Below are 17,071 nucleotides of genomic sequence, written 5' to 3'. Positions count from 1 at the left end.
AGAGCGTTGATTTTACGTGCAAATGTCCGACTGACAACGGCTAATTGCAGGTCAGATTGACCGCCTTGGCCGCGCGCTGCAGTTCCAGCTTGATGTCGACCGGAATCTTCTGCTTGACCAGGCGCTGCTCGAGGAACACCTGCTCACCGCGGGTATCCACCTCGGCGTCCAGTGCCGCGACCTGGGACTCGATGGCGGCCGCGTGGGCGTCGATCACCGCATTGACCTCTGCCTCGCTATGGGCACTGTCCAGCGCCTTGATCAACGCCGCCACCTTGGCCTCCTCTTCCCGGGTGTAGCCGTCGATCGACAAGCCTGCCGCCATCGCCCGCGCGCGAATTTCCACGCCCTTGAGCGCCTGGCGAGCGTCGTTGCACAGCGTATCGTGACGCGGGGGAGCCACCACGATCCACTGCAGCAGGGCAAAGCCCAGCGTGCCGATCGACAGCAAGCTGATACCCACGATCAATCTGCGCGTCATGGTCGCGACCTCGAACCGCCGGGGAGTAAAAGCGCGAATGGCATCGCATCGACTCTTGTTGCCGAAATCCAAGCGTAGCATCGGATCGGCCCGGCCTTGTTCGCCTCCCGTCAGTGACAAGAGGCGCCAGGCCCGGCAAACGTGACCCACGCTCGCAGGCGCAGCGCCGGTCACGGGTGGAAGGTGCGGCCCAGTGCGTCCAGGCGCGTGGCGATGGGCGGCAGGCGCTGGCTGCTCTGCGACAGTGTGCCGATATCCTGCGCGGTGCTCCTTGCGATGTTCTGCACCGACTGCAACCGGCCGACGATTTCCTCGTTGGCCGTGGCTTGTTCACGGGTGGTGGAGACAATGCGCCCGTTGAGCGCGTCGATGTGGCCGATATCGACGCCCACCGCCTGGAGCATCTCGGCCGCCTGACGGCTGTCCTCGACACAGCGCTCGACGCCGGCATGGCTGTCGTGCATGGCGTCCACCGCCTGGCGACTGCCTTGCTGCAACGCTTCGATGATCGCGCGGATTTCCCGGGTCGAGAGCGCCGTGCGTTGCGCCAGACTGCGAACCTCATCGGCGACCACGGCGAAGCCGCGACCTTGATCACCCGCACGGGCGGCCTCGATGGCGGCATTCAGCGCCAACAGGTTGGTTTGCTCGGCAATGCTGCTGATCACTTCCAGTACTGAGCCGATCTGTTGCGCCTGACCTGCCAACGTATCCATGGTCGCGCTGGTGCCGCGGATCGACGCGGCCAATTGGCCGATTTCCTGCTGGGCGCGATTGACACTGGCCTGGCCCCGACTGATTTGCGTGCTGGCCTGGCCGGCATGCACCACGGCCTGTTGCACCTGTACCGCGATATGCCCCATGGCGTCACCCATGCGCTGCATGGAGGTCTCCATCCGCGATATTTCTGTCAATTGGTGTCTGGCGCCTGTTTCCAGGGTGCTGCTGGCCCGGGCCAGCTCATGGCCCAATTCCCCCAGCCCTTGGGAGTCGCGGGTGACCCCGTCGATCAGTTGGGTGATCTGGCTGAGGAACAGGTCGAAACGCTCTGCCAGCGAGACATGGACGCGGCTGGCCTGAGCGTTGTCGGCCGTACCCGAAAACTGCGTGGTGGTGGCGAGCATGCGGTCGAGCATCTCTTGTGCTTCGACTGCTTCAGCCTGGCTATGAACGGCGAGATAGAGCAAGGCGACGGTTTCCATCACTACATAGAAGGCATGCACGAAGACCATGCTCCAGCCGCCGTGATGCTCCATCACAAACACCGCAAACCCCTGATGCTGAAGGATATGGAACAGCACGTGATGGGCGGCGATGGTGGCGGCGGCAATCAGGATCGGCAGCCAGTCGCGATAAAAGGTGAGGACCGCGAGCAAGGCGAAAATGCCGAAGTGCGCTTCGATCAATCCCTGGGCCTGGTTGATGTGCAGGGCGGCCATGACCATGAGGCCCACCGCCAGGGCACAACGCATCACGCGTCTGCCGCCGATGGCGCGGTAGAGCAGGGTCAACAACAGGCTGGTGCCGCCACCGATCCAAAGGGCCTGGCCAAGTGTGTCATGCCAGAACCCAAGGCCCAGGGCGAAGATAAACATCAACCAGGTCAGGCCCAGCATGATCCGGTCGGCCTTGCGGTAGTGCTCGAAAAAACGCGGAGGTTGGACCATTCACTCTTACTCCATTGATTGAGTCAGAACCAAACAGACAACAGGTACCACGTGAAATAGACGGCTGCGGTGGGGCGAACGAACGCTGCAGGCATTGGGGAAAACGCCCGGTCTGGAATCGATTATCGGCAAGCAGTGGGGGCGCTTTAGTCGCTGTTCAGCGCCAGTCCGGTGTTTGGCCGATTAACCCGGCAGTTACTTTCAGATCAGCAGATCGACGGTCTGCAACATCCGCCGATACGGCGACTGGGCGTGGCCCATTTCGAAATGAATGGTCTCCACCAGGCACTCGAGGAAGCGCTCGGCCGCCGGGCGCAACGGCTGGCCGCTGCGGCTGATGGCGCCGACCGCGGCGCTGCCGATCGGCTCGCGCAAGGGCAGGGCGGTGAGGCCTTCGCGCTGGGCACAGAACTCCACCAGGGGCCAGGGAAAGACGCTGAGCATGTCGGTGTCGCGCAGCAGGCTCAAGGTGATCGACAGCGAATGGGCGAAATGCACGTGGCCCTGGGTGGAAATCGTGCTGTCCTGCTGCGAGGTCATGATCCAGTCCGCTGCCGCCAGTTGCGCCATGCTGCGGCTGTCGGCCAGCGGGTGTTGCTGGCGGGCGACCACCGCGCAGTCGGCGGTAAACAGCGGCAGGTAGGTCAGGTCGCTGCTGGAAAAACGCGTATCCAGGCGGCCGATGAACAGGTCGACGCTGGCATCGCGGACCATCGGGCAGGCCACCGACGACAGGCCTTCATACAGCTCCAGTTGCACCTGCGGGAACAACTGGCGAAAGCGCACGATCGCCTTGGGCATCAGGGTCATTGCCAGCCAGGGCGTCACCGAAACCGCCAGGCGCCCCACCAACTCGCCGCTGCTGTCGGCCAACACCTGGCGCGCGCTGACCATCTGCGCCACCAGCAGGCGCGCCTGGATCAACAGCTTCTTGCCCAGCTCGGTGAAGGCGATTCCCGAGGTATTGCGGATCAGCAGCTGGGTCGCGGTGTCGGCCTCCAGCTTCTGCAAGGCCTTGGTCACGGCGGCCGGCGAGGTGTCCAGGCGTTTTGCCGCGCCGCGGATACTGCCGGCGTCCGCCACCGCCACAAGTGCATTGAGTTGATAAAACTTCATGCTTGCTCCCGCTGTTAACCCTGGGTTGCCCTGTTGACTTTCAATTGCCTGTTGGGCGATGCCCGCGCGCTTTAAGCTCGAGCCCACACCGACCTGGCCTGCAACCCCGAATGGGGCTGCCGGACCGTAGCAGAAAACGCCCTGGCACTTTGCGCAAAAGTTGCCTGGCGTTCAACAAGGATCGAGCCAGCCATGCCCCAGACCCTCCCGTTGTTGCAAGAGATCGAGCAGGAAATGCGCGAACTGCGCCAGCAGATCCACGCCCACCCCGAGTTGGGGTATCAGGAGGTCGAAACCAGCGCCCTGGTGGCCGAGCGCCTGACCCGCTGGGGTTACCAGGTGACCCGGGGGCTGGCGGAGACCGGCGTGATCGGCACCTTGAAGAAAGGCACCAGCTCCCGGGTGATCGGCATTCGCGCCGACATGGACGCGCTGCCGATCCTCGAGAAGACCGGCTTGCCCTACGCCAGCAAGATCCCCGGGAAGATGCACGCCTGCGGGCATGACGGGCACACCACGATGCTGCTGGCGGCGGCCTATGCCCTGGCCCACGACCACCCGTTCGATGGCACCGTGCACCTGATTTTCCAGCCGGCCGAAGAAGGCCTGGCCGGTGCCCGGCGGATGATCGAGGAGGGCGTGCTGCAGCAGTTTCCCTGCGACGCGGTGTTTGCCGCGCACAACATGCCGGGCTACCCGGTGGGCACGCTGGGCTTTCGTGCGGGGCCGTTCATGGCGTCTGCCGACCAGGTCACGGTGACCATCCATGGCGTCGGCGGCCACGGTGCCATGCCGCACCTGACGGTCGACCCGGTGGTGGTCTGCGCCAGCATCATCATGGCCTTGCAGACCATCGTCTCGCGCAACGTCTCGCCCCAGGACATGAGCGTGATCACCGTCGGCTCGATCAACGCCGGCAAAGCCTCCAACGTGATCCCCGACAGTGCGCAGATGCTGATCTCGGTGCGTGCCCTGAACAACACGGTGCGCGACCGCCTGGAAAGCCAGATCAAGCAGTTGATCCATGCCCAGGCCCAGGCATTCGGCGCCACTGCCGAGATCCACTACAGTGCCGACTACCCGCTGCTGATCAATGACGCCGAGATGACCCGTTTTGCCAGCCAGGTCGCCACCGATTGGCTGGGTGAGGACGAGGTGTTGAACGATATCGTGCCGTTCAACGGCAGTGAGGATTTCGCCTATTTCCTGCAGAAATGCCGCGGTTGCTACCTGATCATCGGCAATGGCGATGGCGAGAAAAGCTGCATGGCCCATGACCCGCGCTACGACTTCAACGACGACATCCTGATTCGCGGCGCTGGCTTCTGGGTCAAGCTGACCGAAGCCTTCCTGGCGCTGAACCCTTGAATAACGACCCGAAAACCGTGAATAACCCATAACAATGAGGTCATCATGCAGCTATCCAGACGTTCCCTTCGCGCCCTGTTGCTGGGGCTGATCATCACGCCGCTGGCCCAGGCACAGCCGGTGATCAAGTTCGGTGTCGACCCCAGCTACCCGCCGTTCGAGCAGAAACAGCCGGACGGCTCGCTGAGCGGTTTCGACATCGACCTGGGCAATGCGCTGTGCGCCGAACTGCAGGTCAAGTGCATCTGGGTCGAGCAGAATTTCGACGGCATGGTCCCGGCCCTCAAGGCGCGCAAGTTCGACGCCATCCTCTCGGCCTTCAGCGCCACCGCAGTGCGCCGCCAGCAGGTGGATTTCAGCGACAAGATCTACACCGCGCCCTCATCCCTGGTGGCGAAAAAGGACAGCGGCCTGCTGCCCACCGCCGAATCGCTGGCCGGCAAATCGGTGGGCGTGGTGCAAGGCACCCTGCATGAGAGCTTCGCCCGGGCGCAGTGGGGCAACAAAGGCGTGAACATTCACACCTACCAGACCCAGGACCAGGTGTTCTCCGACCTGATCAATGGCCGTCTCGATGCCAGCTTCCAGGCTTCCGTACAGGCCGATGCCGGCTTGCTGCAAACACCCCAGGGCCAGGGCTTCGCCTTCGCCGGCGAGCCGATCACCGACAAGAGCATCATCGGCGACGGCGTGGCCATCGGCATTCGCAAGAACGAACCGCAGTTGAAGGAGCAACTGAATACCGCCCTGGCGAACATCCGTCAGTCCGGCGAATACGATCAGATCGCCAAGAAGTATTTCAACTTCGACATCTATGGAGAGTGACATGAGCCGACTCGACGACCCTGGCTTCGCCTGCCCGATCGATGACGAGGCGGTGCGCGCCTTCCAGACCCACGGCGCCGTGTGCATCCGCAATGCCTTCAGCCCGGAGCAGATCAACCTCCTGACCCGAGGGATCGAAAGCAACCTGGCCAGCCCCAGCCCGCGCGCGAAGGTGGCGAGCAGCGCCAGCGATCCGGGCTGGTTCTTTGAGGACTTCTGCAACTGGCAGGAGAACCCTGATTATCGCGATTTCATCTTCAACTCGGCGCTGGCGCCGATCGCCGCGGCCCTGCTGGGCAGTCGCCAGGTGCGTCTGCACCATGACCACCTGCTGGTCAAGGAGCCGAACACCCGCCAGCGCACGCCCTGGCACCAGGATCAGCCGTACTACAACATCAGCGGCTCGGACACCGTCAGCTTCTGGATCCCGGTGGACCCGGTGCCCCGGGCCTCGACCCTGGAATTCATCGGCGGCTCGCACAAGGGGCCGTGGTTGATGCCGCGCTCGTTCCTCGACAGCCAGGCCAAATGGTTTGCCGAGGGCACGCTGGGGGAGTTGCCGGACATTGAAAATCACCGCGAGGATTTTCCGATCCTCGGCTGGGAATTGGCACCGGGGGACATGGTGTGCTTCAACATGCTGACCTTGCACGCTTCGTCGGGAGTCGGCGGGCAACACCGTCGCCGGGCGTTTTCGGTGCGGGTGATCGGCGACGACGTACGCCACGCGCCACGGCCCTGGACCACCTCGCCGGAGTTCCCGGGGTTGCGCGAAGCGCTGGCGGCGGACGTGCCCCTGGAGCATCCATTGTTCCCGACCCTGTGGCAGCAGGAAAACCAGCGATAAGGCAATTTGCTGGCCCCCAGCCCCGAAACATCTCGTCAAAATCGCCGCAATTCAGGCGGTTAGACGGAACTAGTAATGCGAAATGTAATGAGTGCGCTGATCCCGTTTGCCTTGGCTGGCGTCGCCGTTTGCGCCGAGGCCAAGGAACTGCCGGCCAATGACCGCTATGTCTGCAGTTGGGGCGCAGGCACAGCGGCCCGGGCGCAGGAGCTGAAATTGTCGGGGGTGTCTCTGTATGCGGCGCGGCAGAAGATCCAGGCCTACAAGTTCAACAAGCCGTGGATGCGCATGATGGCGTTAGGCATTACCGAGCAGACTTATGACAGTAAATCGCGGATGAAGCCGGCGGCGGTGCGGGAGATTTTTTATGGGGATTGTGTGAGGTACAAGGTGGCGCGCAGGTGAGAGCGGGGTGGCTGGTTGTATTTGTTTACGGTTCTCGCAATCACCGCAAAACCTTGTAGGAGCGAGCTTGCTCGCGAAAAACCAGAGGCCGCCGCGTGCACTCAGGCTAGCTGCGTCATCGTTAACGACCATCGCCAGCAGGCTGGCTCCCACAGTTTTTGAGCGGCGTCGGCTCCCCAGAATAGGCCGGCCGGTAGGCCGCCTCGGCTGCTTTTGGTTTTGAGTCAACGGCCCCGTTACAGAGGGCTGAGCGGAGGCATTCATCCGAGGGGAGCACGGAGCGAAGGTACGCCGAGCCTAAGCGAGGGGGCCGGATGTTGGGGCATGTACACCATCCCCACAGTAACAGCCCCCAACCTCACGCCCCCGGCGTCTCCTCCCGCCCATGCGCCGCCGCCGCCAACCGGCCCGTATCCACCCGCACAAACACCGAATCCCCCACCGCCGTCAGCACATCCCCTGCATAGATCTCGCAGATCACCCGGGTCTTGCGTCCGACTTCGCCTTCAACCCGCGCCTTCAAGGTCAGTTTTACGCCCATGGGCGTGGGTTTGATGAACTTGATGCCGAGGTTGCCGGTGACGCAGTCGATACGCGGCAGGCTGCCGGCTTCGCGTTGTTCGGCGCGGTAGTGGTAGGCCATGACGGTCCAGTTGGAGTGGCAATCCACCAGCATGGCGATCAGCCCGCCGTAGACCAGGTCCGGCCAGCCGCAGTACTTCTCGTCCGGCAAATGCTCGGCGATCACCTGCGAGCCATCCTCATCCCAGCGGCTCTTGATGTGCAGGCCGTGGGGATTGCGGCCGCCACAGCCGTAGCAGACGCCTTCGGGGGCAGCGAGGTCTTGCAGGGGGGTGTCGAGCATGGGCATTTCCTGGTTCCTTCCTGGGTAAGAAAAATCCCAGACTAACGGAATTCAGCGTTTATCAGAACCCGTCAAAGGGTTGTTGTCGTATGGCTACAGGGCGTTTTTCTTCAATACAGCAGGAAGCCATCCCCCTACCTTGAGCCCCGGGATGTCCCCAAGTGTGTGGAGTACGCAATGAGTCTGATGATTTCCATGGCCGCCTTTGCTCTGGTCGCTTCGATAACCCCCGGGCCGGTGAACATCGTCGCCCTCAGTTCCGGGGCGCACTACGGCTTTCGTGCCAGTCAGCGGCATGTGGCGGGGGCGACCCTGGGCTTTGTGCTGTTGCTGGTATTGATGGGGCTGGGGCTGCATGAGTTGCTGCAAGCCTGGCCGGTGCTGACCCGTATCGTGCAGTGGGCCGGGGTGGGGTTTCTTTTATTCATGGCCTGGAAGCTCGCCGCCGATGACGGTCGACTGGGCGGCGCCAACGAGGGCAAGGCGCCGAGTTTTTTGTATGGTGCCTTGATGCAGTGGCTCAATCCGAAAGCCTGGCTGGCGTGTGTGGCCGGGATGGGGGCCTTTGTCGCGGACGGCGAGATGCGCCTGGTCTGGCAGTTTGCGGCGATCTACCTGGTGATCTGCTACCTGTCGATGGCGTGCTGGGCCTATGCCGGCACCTTCCTGCGGCACTACCTGAGAAACGCCGCCGGGATGCGCCTGTTCAATCGCCTGATGGCCGCCTTGCTGGCAGCGAGCGCCGGTTATCTGCTGTTGCCGTAAGGGAGCGCTCAGCCGCGATACTGTCCCGGTGTCGCCGCCAGGTGCTGTTTGAACGCCCGCTGGAAATGCGCCTGATCGGCAAACCCGGCCTCCAGCGCGACGTCGGCGATCAGCCGGCCCTGGCGCAGTTGCTGGCGGGCGAACTGAATGCGCCGGTTGACCAGATAGGCGTGGGGCGTCATGCCGTAGCGCAGCTTGAAGGCACGGATCAGGTATGAGGCCGAGAGCTGCGCCGCCGCGCAGATGTCCTCGAGTTTCAGCGCCTGGGTGCAGTGTTCGCTAATGTATTCAGCGGCCCGCTCCAGCTTGAAGTTGGGTTCGGCGACCTCGACCTCAGCCGGGTTGAGACGGATCTGTACCTCGCTGAAAAAAGCCACCGCCGTGCTGTGTTTGTGCAGGGTGCTGGCCTGTTCATCCACCAGCACCTCGTACAACTGATTGAGGCCTTTGAACAGCTCGAGATCGGTGCTGTGGGTGCTGCTGAAACGGCGAAAATCAAGTTCGGCGGCAAAACCCATCTGGTGCTGCAAGTCAGTCAGCCACGGCGTCTCGACATACAGCATGCGATAGGACCAGGGTTGATCCTCGATGGGGTTGCAGGCGTGCACGTCGCCCGGATTCATCAGCACCACGGTGCCGGCAGTCACTTCGAAGGACGAGTGCTCGTGCAGATAGGTACTGCGCCCGGCAGTGATGGCGCCGATGGAAAAATGCTCGTGGGAATGGCGCGAGTAGCAGACCTGGCGACCGTCGGCGATGGCCCGGGCCTCGATGAAGGGCAGGGCGTCGTCGCGCCAGAAACGTGGGGCCTGGTCGGCATTCCGGGAGCTGGCAGGGTTCATCGGTCGCGGTCCTTGTGCAGTGCAGAGGGGCAGTGTAAGCGCTCTGGTGGCTAAAGGCTCGCGGTAACCCGCAGGAAAATCGCACGCCGTCCGGGGAGTGGACGGCGTGCGGGGGGTACTGGCTTAGAAGTCCCACCGGGTGGTGAGCGTCAGGTTGCGAGGCTCGCCGTAGAAGGTGGTGTCGAAGTTGCCGAGGCCCGACAGGTACTTCTTGTCGAAGACGTTGTTGGCATTGGCGGTGAAGCTCAGGTGCTCGTTGACCTGATAGCGGGTCATCAGGTCGACCAGGGTGAAGCCGCCTTGCTTGATCCGCGTGTAGTCGCCCACGGTCGGGCTGTAGATGTTGCCGTAGAACGCGCTCTGCCAACTGACGCCGCCTCCGACGGTGACCTTGTCCAGCGCGCCCGGCAGGCGGTAGGTGGTGAAGGTGCGGATCACGTGTTCCGGTTTCGAGGTGGTCAGCGGGTAGCCGAAGATTCGTTGCTCGTCCTGGTCACGGGTGCGCGCATAGGTGTAGCCGGCCATCAGGTTCCAGCCGTCCTGCAGTTCGCCGGCCAGCTCCAGTTCGATGCCCTGGGTGGTCGCGCCGTCGATGGCCTTGTAGATGCCTTCGTTGGTCACCGGGTTGGTGCCGATCGACTCGGCGACGTTGTCCTGCTCGATGCGGAACAGCGCCAGGCTGGCGTACAAGCGGCCATCGAGATATGCGGCCTTGAGGCCGGTTTCGTAGCTGTTACCCTCGACCGGCGCCAGGGTCTTGCCGTCGCTGTCCTTGTAGGTCTGTGGCTGGTAGATCGAGGTGTAGCTGGCGTAGACCGAGTAGGTATCGTCGAGGTCATAGACCACCCCGGCGTACGGCGTGACGACGCCATGTTCCTTGTAGCTGGCGTGCGTCGGGTCGAGGCCGGCGCCCGGGTAATAGCGGTAGTCTTCGTTGTATTTGAAGGTGCTGACGCGACCGCCGAGGATGAACGACAGGTCATCGGTAGGGCGCAGGCGGGTGGCCAGGTACACACCGTTCTGGCTCTGGGTGCGCTCGTACTTGCCGTTTTTCGGGAAGTTCTGATACGGCAGGTCGCCGTCCCAGTCGTAGATGCTCCCAGGCACCTGGGCGAAGGCGCTGGTGTCGTAGGTGGCGCCGGTCTGGCGCGAGTGCGAGGTCATCACGCCGGCCACCAGGTCATGCTCGCGACCGCCGAGGCTGAAAGGGCCCGAGACGTTCACGTCCGCCGTGTTCTGCACCCGATGACCTTCCCAGCGGCCCCAGTACAGGAACATGCCTTCGCCGGTGGCGCGGTCCGGGTTGCCACCGCTGGCCGAGGCCAGGCGGGTGTCGTGGTCGGTGGTTTTCTGATCGAGGCTGACCTTGAGTGTCCAGTCGTTGGCCAGCGCCTGCTCCAGGGAGGTGAAGTAGGTGATGTCGTCGAAGTCGCGACGGCTCCAGTCGGCGCCCGGGTTGAAGTGCCGTGGGAAGTCGGTGCGCCCGCCGTCGGCGAAGTAGGTCGGGTTGCCGGTCCAGGAGGTGCCGCGTGGGGTGACACTCGACTTGTCGATGCCGAAGGTCAGCAGGGTGTCGGGGGTCAGGTCGGCTTCGAGGATGCCGTAGAACAGGTCTTTCTTCTGGCTGTAGTGGTCCAGGTAGGAGTTCTTGTCCTGATAGGCGCCGACGAATCGTCCGCGCACGCTGCCGCTGTCGTTCAACGAACCGGAGATATCGCCTTCGGTGCGGTAGGCATCCCAGGAGCCGACGGTGCCGCTGACCGAGGCCTTGAACTCTTTGGTCGGCTTCTTGCGCACCAGGTTGACTGTGGCGGACGGGTCGCCGGAACCGGTCATCAGGCCGGTGGCGCCCTTGATCACTTCGACGCGATCGAGGGTGGCGGCGTCGACGTTGGTCGCCGCTTCGCCGTAGACCCCGTCGTACGGACGGTTGATGCCGTCGTACTGGTAATTGGTGATGGCGAAGCCGCGGGAGGAAAACTCCATGCGGTCGGTGTCATAGGCCTGCTGGGTGATACCCGGGGTATTGCGCAGCAGATCGCCGACATCCTGGGCGCCGCGGTCGTCCATTTGCTGACGGGTGATCACGGTGACCGATTGCGGCGTTTCGCGCAGCGACAGCGGCAGGCCGGTGGCCGATGAGGTCGAACCGGTGGTGTAGGAGTGGGTGTCTTCGGTGGTCGCGCCGAGGGCCTGGCTGCCGGAAATGGTCGTGGCGCCCAGTTCCAGGGTGCCGTCGCCCTTGGGCGCCGGTTGCAGGATGTAGCCACCGTTGTCCAGGGCCTGGGCTTGCAGGCCGCTGCCCTGCAACAGGCGTTGCAAAGCTTCCTGGGCGGTGAAGTTGCCATTGAGCCCGGCGCTGCGTTTGCCGCTGGCCAGGTCGTTGTGCCCGGCGAGGAACACGCCGCCTTGTTCGGCAAAGCTGTTCAGCGCGGCGACCAGAGAGCCGGCGGCGATGGCGTACTGGCGCTTGCTGCTGGACTGTTCGCTGGCAGGGCTTTCAGCGGCGTGGGCGGCGGCCGGGGCAAGGCTCAGCAGAGCGGCCGGCAAAGCCAGCGCCAGGGGGCGCAAGGCGAATCGAAAACGGGCGGCGACGTGGTGCGGCATGGAGGTCCCTTTGGATCATGTCGATCGGCAATTGAAGTGCTTCTGTGGGGTTAACCGAACGAACAACGGGAAAGGGAACCACCAGCGGAGAACTATTTTCGTCAGGCGTGATTTTCAGCTTTTGACGCCGACATTGACCCACCACGGCAGCGGCGTTTCAACGCTGATCGGCAGCGCCGCCGCCAGCAGGCGCAGGGCCTGGTCGGTGTCCTTGAGGGGGAAGGAGCCCATCACCGGCATCTGCGCCACGGCCGGGTCGCAACCGAGGTGACCATGACGGTGGCGGCCCAGTTCTTCGAGCAATTGTCCCAAAGGCAGGTTGTCCGCCAGCAGCACGCCACGGCGCCAGGCTTCGCGGGCGGGGGAGACGGGTTGCAGTGGGCCGAAGGTGTCTTGCGCGAAACTCAACTGCTGACCGGCATTGGCGACCTGCACCTGGTCGTTGGCCAAGCGCACTTCCACGGCGCCGGCAAACACGCTGAGCAGGGTTTGCCCGTGGCTTTCACGGACGCCGAAGCGGGTGCTCAGGGCACGCAGGCGGCCGTGCGCAGTGTCCAGCAGGAACGGCCGCTGGCTGTCGCGGGCGGTGTCGACCAAGACTTCGCCGAGGCGCAGTTCGAGCAACCGCTGACGGCTGTCGAAGCGCACGTCCACCGCGCTCAGGGCGTTCAGCCAAAGGCGGCTGCCATCGCTGAGCAGGTTCTCGCGGACCTCGGCGGTGCCGGTGGAGAGGTCGGCGGTCCAGCGGTTGAGGGCGTCCGGCAGCGGCGTCTGGCGCCAGGCGCTCCAGCCGAGCAGGCTGCCGCCGCTGAGCACCAGCAACGACTTCAGGCTCTGGCGCCGCGTCACGCGGCTGCGTCCACCGCCACGCAAGGCCATGCTCGCCGCCAGTGAATCGCCGTCGCCGTGCAGCGGTGCGAAGCGCTCGCCGACCCGTTGCACATAGCGCCAGGCGTCCTGATGCTCGCCACTCTGGTCCAGCCAGGCTTGCCAGCGCAGTCGCTCCTGTTCGCCGACCTGTTGATCGTGCAACTGCACGTACCAATGGGCCGCCTGTTGCAGGCTGGCGTGACTGAGTTTGCTCAAGGCGGTGGCAGGCATGGGCGCTTACTCGATCAGCAGGCCGTCGAGTTCGGCCTCGAGCAGGGCGCAGTGCAACAGGGCCTGGGCCAGGTATTTCTTGATCATCCGTTCGGACACGCCGATCTCCATGGCGATGTCCTTGTAGGGCATGCCATGCAACTGCGCGAGGATGAACGCATCGCTGACCCGTTGCGGCAGGCGCTGCAGCATCGCGTCCACTTCATGCAGGGTCTCGACGATGATCGCCTGTTGTTCGGGGGAGGGCTGCAGGGCCTGGGGTTGCTGGCTCAAGGCCTGCAACCAGGCTTGTTCCAACTGACGACGGCGCCAGTGGTCGATGCACAGGCCACGGGCGATGGTCGCCAGGTAGGACCGGGCGTGCACGTCACAGTCGAACTGCTGTGGACGCTTGAGCACGCGAATGAAGGTGTCATGGGCCAGGTCCGCCGCATCGAAGGCATTGCTCAGGCGACGACGCAACAGCTCGTACAGCCAGCGGTGATGGCTGGCGTAGAGGTGCTGCACAGGTGAGGATTCGACGACCATCATAAAGAGCGCATGTCCATACGGCTGAGGCAGTGCAAATGGGAATTGGTCGCGATTAAAGCAAGTGGCCGCTATTGGCGCAAATGATATTGGTTTGCTTTTAGGTGGTCAGCTGCAGTACGGCTGGCTTGACCGGTGGTCGCGCCACCCCGGATGTGGGGGGAAAGTGCGCTTGACTCAACACACCAGCCGAAGCGCGCGCAGGCCTTGCAGGCTCAGCGTCGCTCACCCGTGCCCCCGCAGGAGATTGCCGTGCTGACCTTCAATATCAATGGCAACGATCAACCCCTGGACGTGCCCGACGACATGCCCTTGTTGTGGGTACTGCGCGATGTTGCGCAACTGACCGGCACCAAGTTCGGCTGCGGCATGGCGCAATGTGGTGCCTGCACCGTGCATGTCGATGGCCGGCCGTTGCGCGCCTGTATCACCCCGGCCGCTGCGGTGGCCAGCGGGCAGAAAATCCGCACCATCGAAGGTCTGTCCAGCGACGGCTCGCACCCGGTGCAGCGCGCCTGGGCCGAACTCGACGTGGTGCAGTGCGGCTACTGCCAGTCCGGGCAGATCATGGCCACGGTGGCCCTGCTGGAGAAAATCCCCTCGCCCAGTGACAGCGACATCGATCAGGCGCTGGCGGGCAATATTTGCCGCTGCGGCACCTACGTACGGATTCGCGCAGCGGTGAAACGCGCCGCGCAGCTGCGGGAGGCCTGATCATGAATGGCCCTATCGACAGCTCACGGCGCGCCTTCGTCAAAGGCAGTGCTGTGCTCGGCGCCGGCCTGGTGGTGGCGTTCGTCATCCCCGGCGGCAATCGTTTTGCCCGTGCCGCCAATGCTGCGCACGGCATCTTTGCGCCCAATGCCTTTCTGCGCATCGCTCCCGACAGCAGCGTGACCATCCTGCTGGGCCATTCGGAGATGGGCCAGGGCATCTGGACCGGCCTGAGCATGCTGCTGGCCGAGGAGCTGGATGCCGACTGGAACAGCATCCGCGTCGAGCACGGCCCCGCGTCGGCGGCGGATTACGGTTTGCCGGGGTTCGGCGGGATGCAGATCACCGGTGGCTCGACTTCGACCTGGATGGAGTTCGATCGCTATCGCCTGGCCGGCGCCGCCGCACGGTTGATGTTGATCGAGGCGGCGGCCAAGCGTTTCAATGTCCCGCCGTCGCAAATCCGCACCGAGCCTGGGGTGGTGATTGCCGGCGAGCAGCGCGCTACTTACGGTGAGCTGGCCAATGACGCCGGCCAACTGCCGGTGCCGGATGCAGCGACAATTACCCTCAAGCAGCCCAAGGACTGGACCCTGATCGGCAAACCGACCCCGCGCCTCGACACGCCGGAGAAAATCACCGGCCAGGCGCGCTTCGGCATCGACGTGCAGTTCGACGGCTTGCTCACGGCCATGGTCGCCCGGCCGCCGATGTTTGGCGGCAGCGTCGCCTCGTTCGACGCCCAGCCCGCGCTGGCGGTGCCCGGGGTGCGCAAGGTGTTGCAGGTGCCGACCGGGGTGGCGGTGGTGGCCGATCATTACTGGGCGGCCAAACTGGGCCGGGATGCGCTGAAAATCGACTGGAATCCCGGGCCCAACGCCGGGCTCGACAGCGTCAGCCTGCTCCAGCGTTTTCGTCAATTGGCGGCCACCCCCGGCACGCCGGCTGGCCAGGCCGGAGATGTCGACGCCGGATTGGCCAAGGCGTCGAAAACCGTCGACGTCGAATACAGCGTGCCGTACCTGGCCCACGCGCCGATGGAACCGCTCAATTGCACGGTGAAAATCACCGCCGAGCAATGCGAAATCTGGACCGGTACCCAGTTCCAGACCCTCGACCAGATGGTTGCGGCGAAGATCACCGGGCTCAAGCCCGAGCAGGTGGTGATCCATACCGAGTTTCTCGGCGGTGGCTTCGGCCGGCGGGCCAATCCGACTTCGGATTTTGTCAGCGAGGCGGTACAGGTGGCCCACGCCGCTGGCGCTGCGGTGAAGACCATGTGGTCGCGCGAAGACGACATTCGCGGCGGTTATTACCGTTCGGCCTTTCTCCACCATGCGCGGATTGGCCTGGGTGACGATGGCATGCCTGTGGCCTGGAAGCAGGTGATGGTCGGCCAGTCAATCATGGCCGGCACCTCGCTGGCGGCCACCATGGTCAAGGATGGCATCGACAAGACCTCGGTCGAGGGCGTGGTGGACAGTCCGTACCTGACAGGCCTGGCTGATCACCAGGTGCAACTGCATTCACCGCAGACCGGCATCAGCGTGCTGTGGCTGCGTTCGGTGGGGCATAGCCATACCGCTTTTGTCATGGAGTCGTTGGTCGATGAGTTGGCCGCCGCGGCCGGCAAGGACCCGGTGGAATATCGCCGAGCCCTGCTCAAGGACCATCCACGGCATCTCGGGGTACTGAACCTGGCGGTGGAGAAAGCCAACTGGCAGGCGCCGTTGCCGGCTGGGCATGCGTTGGGGGTGGCGGTGCATGAGTCGTTTGGCAGCTACGTGGCCCAGGTCAGCGAAGTGTCCCAGGACAACCTGAAGATTCGCGTGCACCGGGTGGTCTGCGCGGTGGATTGCGGGATCGCCGTGAACCCGCTGAGCATCGTTGCGCAAATGGAGTCGTGCATCACCTTCGGCCTCGGCTTCACCCTGCACAGCAAGTTGACGATCAAGGAGGGTCAGGTCGAACAGTCCAACTACCACGACTATCAGGTGCTGCGGCTCAACGAGATGCCAAGGGTCGAAGTGCATATCCTGCCCAGCAGCGAAAAGCCCGGCGGGATCGGCGAGGCCGGTGTGCCTCCCACCGCGCCGGCTGTTGCCAATGCGGTGTACGCCCTGACCGGGCAGCGCCTGCGCGAGTTGCCGCTGCAACTGGAAGGAGTCTGAGATGAGCCGTCATCTGCTGTTGGGCACCTTGTTGTTGCTGGGGGTGGGCGGTTATCACTCGGAGCTGTTCGCCGAGGACCAGGCCGCGCTGGACGCCTTTGCCACGGTGCAAAAAGTGTTTCAGAGCCCGCGTTGCCAGAACTGCCATATTCCCGGGGATGCGCCCTTGCAGTTCGACGCCGGGCGGCCCCACGGCATGAACGTGGTGCGTGGTCCGGACGGCAAGGGGGCGGTGGGTTTGCCCTGTGCCAGTTGTCATGGGCAGAGCAATCCGCCGGACAGCTACGGCCCCCATGCGCCGCCGGGTGCACCGCACTGGAGCCTGCCGCCGCCGGCACACAAGATGGCCTGGATCGGGTTACCGGCGGATCAACTGTGCCAGATGATCAAGGACCGTGGCAGCAACGGCAACCGCGACTTCGCGGCGCTGATCAAGCACATCAGCGACGACAAACTGGTGCTCTGGGGCTGGAATCCCGGAGGGGATCGTGCGCCGGTGCCGGTGCCCCATGATGAGTTCGTCAGCCAGTTCAAGCGCTGGGCGGGGGCAGGTGGGCCGTGTCCGGTGGTGGGGGGGTAGGGCATTTGTGTCGATCACAAAAACCTGTAGGAGCCGGCTTGCCGGCGAAGGTCGTAAACGATGACGCGGGTATCCTGAATGCACGCGGCGCTCTCAGGTTCTTCGCCAGCAAGCTGGCTCCTACAGGTTATTCACCAGCAGGGAATGTGTGTACGACTCTAATCCCCTGCAGGGCCTGCTGGCGATGAA

At 63.9% G+C, this 17,071-nt stretch carries 16 protein-coding genes and 1 pseudogene; 9 read left to right on the top strand and 8 right to left on the bottom strand.

The genetic code is table 11. The features are described 5' to 3' along the window. Positions 1–40 precede the first annotated feature (40 nt). The 3 genes from ACZYR5_RS14645 to ACZYR5_RS14635 all read right to left on the bottom strand — a co-directional run bounded on the left by ACZYR5_RS14645 (position 41) and on the right by ACZYR5_RS14635 (position 3,264). Positions 41–481: a hypothetical protein gene (locus tag ACZYR5_RS14645; protein WP_489090679.1), complete on the bottom strand. Its 441-nt coding sequence runs from the start codon at positions 479–481 to the stop codon at positions 41–43. A gap of 170 nt (positions 482–651) precedes the next feature. Beyond that, positions 652–2,148: a methyl-accepting chemotaxis protein gene (locus ACZYR5_RS14640; RefSeq protein WP_489090678.1), complete on the bottom strand. Its 1,497-nt coding sequence runs from the start codon at positions 2,146–2,148 to the stop codon at positions 652–654. A gap of 201 nt (positions 2,149–2,349) precedes the next feature. Further along, entirely contained in the window at positions 2,350–3,264 is a 915-nt protein-coding gene (locus ACZYR5_RS14635) for a LysR family transcriptional regulator (protein ID WP_489090677.1), read from the bottom strand. 192 nt (positions 3,265–3,456) lie between these two features. Here ACZYR5_RS14635 and ACZYR5_RS14630 point away from each other — a divergent pair, with 192 nt between their 5' ends. From ACZYR5_RS14630 to ACZYR5_RS14615, 4 genes are all read left to right on the top strand, one after another. Further along, positions 3,457–4,632, top strand: a complete 1,176-nt coding sequence (locus tag ACZYR5_RS14630; RefSeq protein ID WP_489090676.1) for a M20 aminoacylase family protein — start codon at positions 3,457–3,459, stop codon at positions 4,630–4,632. 45 nt (positions 4,633–4,677) lie between these two features. Then, positions 4,678–5,457 carry an ABC transporter substrate-binding protein gene (locus tag ACZYR5_RS14625; RefSeq protein WP_489090675.1) on the top strand — a complete coding sequence of 260 codons (780 nt, stop codon included), beginning with the start codon at positions 4,678–4,680 and terminating at the stop codon, positions 5,455–5,457. A 1-nt stretch (position 5,458) separates the two neighbouring features. Continuing rightward, the gene (locus ACZYR5_RS14620; protein WP_489090674.1) at positions 5,459–6,304 is read left to right on the top strand and encodes a phytanoyl-CoA dioxygenase family protein; all 846 of its coding nucleotides are present in this window, start codon (positions 5,459–5,461) and stop codon (positions 6,302–6,304) included. Positions 6,305–6,379: 75 nt separating this feature from the next. Next, on the top strand, positions 6,380–6,709 hold the full coding sequence (locus ACZYR5_RS14615) for a hypothetical protein (RefSeq protein ID WP_489090673.1): 330 nt from the start codon (positions 6,380–6,382) through the stop codon (positions 6,707–6,709). A gap of 358 nt (positions 6,710–7,067) precedes the next feature. Here ACZYR5_RS14615 and ACZYR5_RS14610 read toward each other — a convergent pair whose 3' ends face one another. After that, positions 7,068–7,580 carry a PaaI family thioesterase gene (locus tag ACZYR5_RS14610; protein WP_489090672.1) on the bottom strand — a complete coding sequence of 171 codons (513 nt, stop codon included), beginning with the start codon at positions 7,578–7,580 and terminating at the stop codon, positions 7,068–7,070. Between the two features lie 171 nt (positions 7,581–7,751). Between ACZYR5_RS14610 and ACZYR5_RS14605 the strand changes: the two genes are divergently transcribed. Further along, positions 7,752–8,339, top strand: coding sequence for a LysE family translocator (locus ACZYR5_RS14605; protein ID WP_489090671.1), 588 nt, complete (start codon positions 7,752–7,754; stop codon positions 8,337–8,339). A gap of 8 nt (positions 8,340–8,347) precedes the next feature. On the opposite strand, the gene ACZYR5_RS14600 is transcribed toward ACZYR5_RS14605, so the two are convergent. The 4 genes from ACZYR5_RS14600 to ACZYR5_RS14585 all read right to left on the bottom strand — a co-directional run bounded on the left by ACZYR5_RS14600 (position 8,348) and on the right by ACZYR5_RS14585 (position 13,420). Then, the gene (locus tag ACZYR5_RS14600) at positions 8,348–9,181 is read right to left on the bottom strand and encodes a helix-turn-helix domain-containing protein (RefSeq protein ID WP_489090670.1); all 834 of its coding nucleotides are present in this window, start codon (positions 9,179–9,181) and stop codon (positions 8,348–8,350) included. Between the two features lie 123 nt (positions 9,182–9,304). Further along, a complete protein-coding gene (locus ACZYR5_RS14595; protein ID WP_489090669.1) occupies positions 9,305–11,788 on the bottom strand; it encodes a TonB-dependent siderophore receptor in 2,484 nt (827 codons plus the stop codon). A gap of 114 nt (positions 11,789–11,902) precedes the next feature. Continuing rightward, positions 11,903–12,889: a FecR domain-containing protein gene (locus tag ACZYR5_RS14590; RefSeq protein WP_489090668.1), complete on the bottom strand. Its 987-nt coding sequence runs from the start codon at positions 12,887–12,889 to the stop codon at positions 11,903–11,905. A gap of 6 nt (positions 12,890–12,895) precedes the next feature. Continuing rightward, positions 12,896–13,420: a sigma-70 family RNA polymerase sigma factor gene (locus ACZYR5_RS14585; RefSeq protein WP_489090667.1), complete on the bottom strand. Its 525-nt coding sequence runs from the start codon at positions 13,418–13,420 to the stop codon at positions 12,896–12,898. A 249-nt stretch (positions 13,421–13,669) separates the two neighbouring features. On the opposite strand from ACZYR5_RS14585, the gene ACZYR5_RS14580 reads away from it, so the two are divergent. The 4 genes and pseudogenes from ACZYR5_RS14580 to ACZYR5_RS14565 all read left to right on the top strand — a co-directional run. Next, complete coding sequence (locus ACZYR5_RS14580; RefSeq protein WP_489090666.1) at positions 13,670–14,131, top strand: (2Fe-2S)-binding protein; 462 nt, start codon at positions 13,670–13,672, stop codon at positions 14,129–14,131. Positions 14,132–14,133: 2 nt separating this feature from the next. Continuing rightward, positions 14,134–16,302: a xanthine dehydrogenase family protein molybdopterin-binding subunit gene (locus ACZYR5_RS14575; protein ID WP_489090665.1), complete on the top strand. Its 2,169-nt coding sequence runs from the start codon at positions 14,134–14,136 to the stop codon at positions 16,300–16,302. Between the two features lies 1 nt (position 16,303). Next, on the top strand, positions 16,304–16,882 hold the full coding sequence (locus ACZYR5_RS14570; RefSeq protein ID WP_489090664.1) for a hypothetical protein: 579 nt from the start codon (positions 16,304–16,306) through the stop codon (positions 16,880–16,882). 5 nt (positions 16,883–16,887) lie between these two features. Beyond that, positions 16,888–17,007, top strand: a pseudogene (locus ACZYR5_RS14565) (outer membrane lipoprotein carrier protein LolA); the annotation flags it as partial. Positions 17,008–17,071: the final 64 nt, after the last annotated feature.

The sequence above is a fragment of the Pseudomonas sp. F007 genome, assembly GCF_057814275.1.
Note: the sequence above shows the minus strand (reverse complement) of the source record. Positions and strands in the feature narration are given on the sequence as shown.

Excerpts from the sequence above, each read along its gene's own strand:
- ACZYR5_RS14645 (WP_489090679.1), bottom strand. The coding sequence starts at position 481 with ATGACGCGCAGATTGATCGTGGGTATCAGCTTGCTGTCGATCGGCACG.
- ACZYR5_RS14640 (WP_489090678.1), bottom strand. The coding sequence starts at position 2,148 with ATGGTCCAACCTCCGCGTTTTTTCGAGCACTACCGCAAGGCCGACCGG.
- ACZYR5_RS14635 (WP_489090677.1), bottom strand. The coding sequence starts at position 3,264 with ATGAAGTTTTATCAACTCAATGCACTTGTGGCGGTGGCGGACGCCGGC.
- ACZYR5_RS14630 (WP_489090676.1), top strand. The coding sequence starts at position 3,457 with ATGCCCCAGACCCTCCCGTTGTTGCAAGAGATCGAGCAGGAAATGCGC.
- ACZYR5_RS14625 (WP_489090675.1), top strand. The coding sequence starts at position 4,678 with ATGCAGCTATCCAGACGTTCCCTTCGCGCCCTGTTGCTGGGGCTGATC.
- ACZYR5_RS14620 (WP_489090674.1), top strand. The coding sequence starts at position 5,459 with ATGAGCCGACTCGACGACCCTGGCTTCGCCTGCCCGATCGATGACGAG.
- ACZYR5_RS14615 (WP_489090673.1), top strand. The coding sequence starts at position 6,380 with ATGCGAAATGTAATGAGTGCGCTGATCCCGTTTGCCTTGGCTGGCGTC.
- ACZYR5_RS14610 (WP_489090672.1), bottom strand. The coding sequence starts at position 7,580 with ATGCCCATGCTCGACACCCCCCTGCAAGACCTCGCTGCCCCCGAAGGC.
- ACZYR5_RS14605 (WP_489090671.1), top strand. The coding sequence starts at position 7,752 with ATGAGTCTGATGATTTCCATGGCCGCCTTTGCTCTGGTCGCTTCGATA.
- ACZYR5_RS14600 (WP_489090670.1), bottom strand. The coding sequence starts at position 9,181 with ATGAACCCTGCCAGCTCCCGGAATGCCGACCAGGCCCCACGTTTCTGG.
- ACZYR5_RS14595 (WP_489090669.1), bottom strand. The coding sequence starts at position 11,788 with ATGCCGCACCACGTCGCCGCCCGTTTTCGATTCGCCTTGCGCCCCCTG.
- ACZYR5_RS14590 (WP_489090668.1), bottom strand. The coding sequence starts at position 12,889 with ATGCCTGCCACCGCCTTGAGCAAACTCAGTCACGCCAGCCTGCAACAG.
- ACZYR5_RS14585 (WP_489090667.1), bottom strand. The coding sequence starts at position 13,420 with ATGATGGTCGTCGAATCCTCACCTGTGCAGCACCTCTACGCCAGCCAT.
- ACZYR5_RS14575 (WP_489090665.1), top strand. The coding sequence starts at position 14,134 with ATGAATGGCCCTATCGACAGCTCACGGCGCGCCTTCGTCAAAGGCAGT.
- ACZYR5_RS14570 (WP_489090664.1), top strand. The coding sequence starts at position 16,304 with ATGAGCCGTCATCTGCTGTTGGGCACCTTGTTGTTGCTGGGGGTGGGC.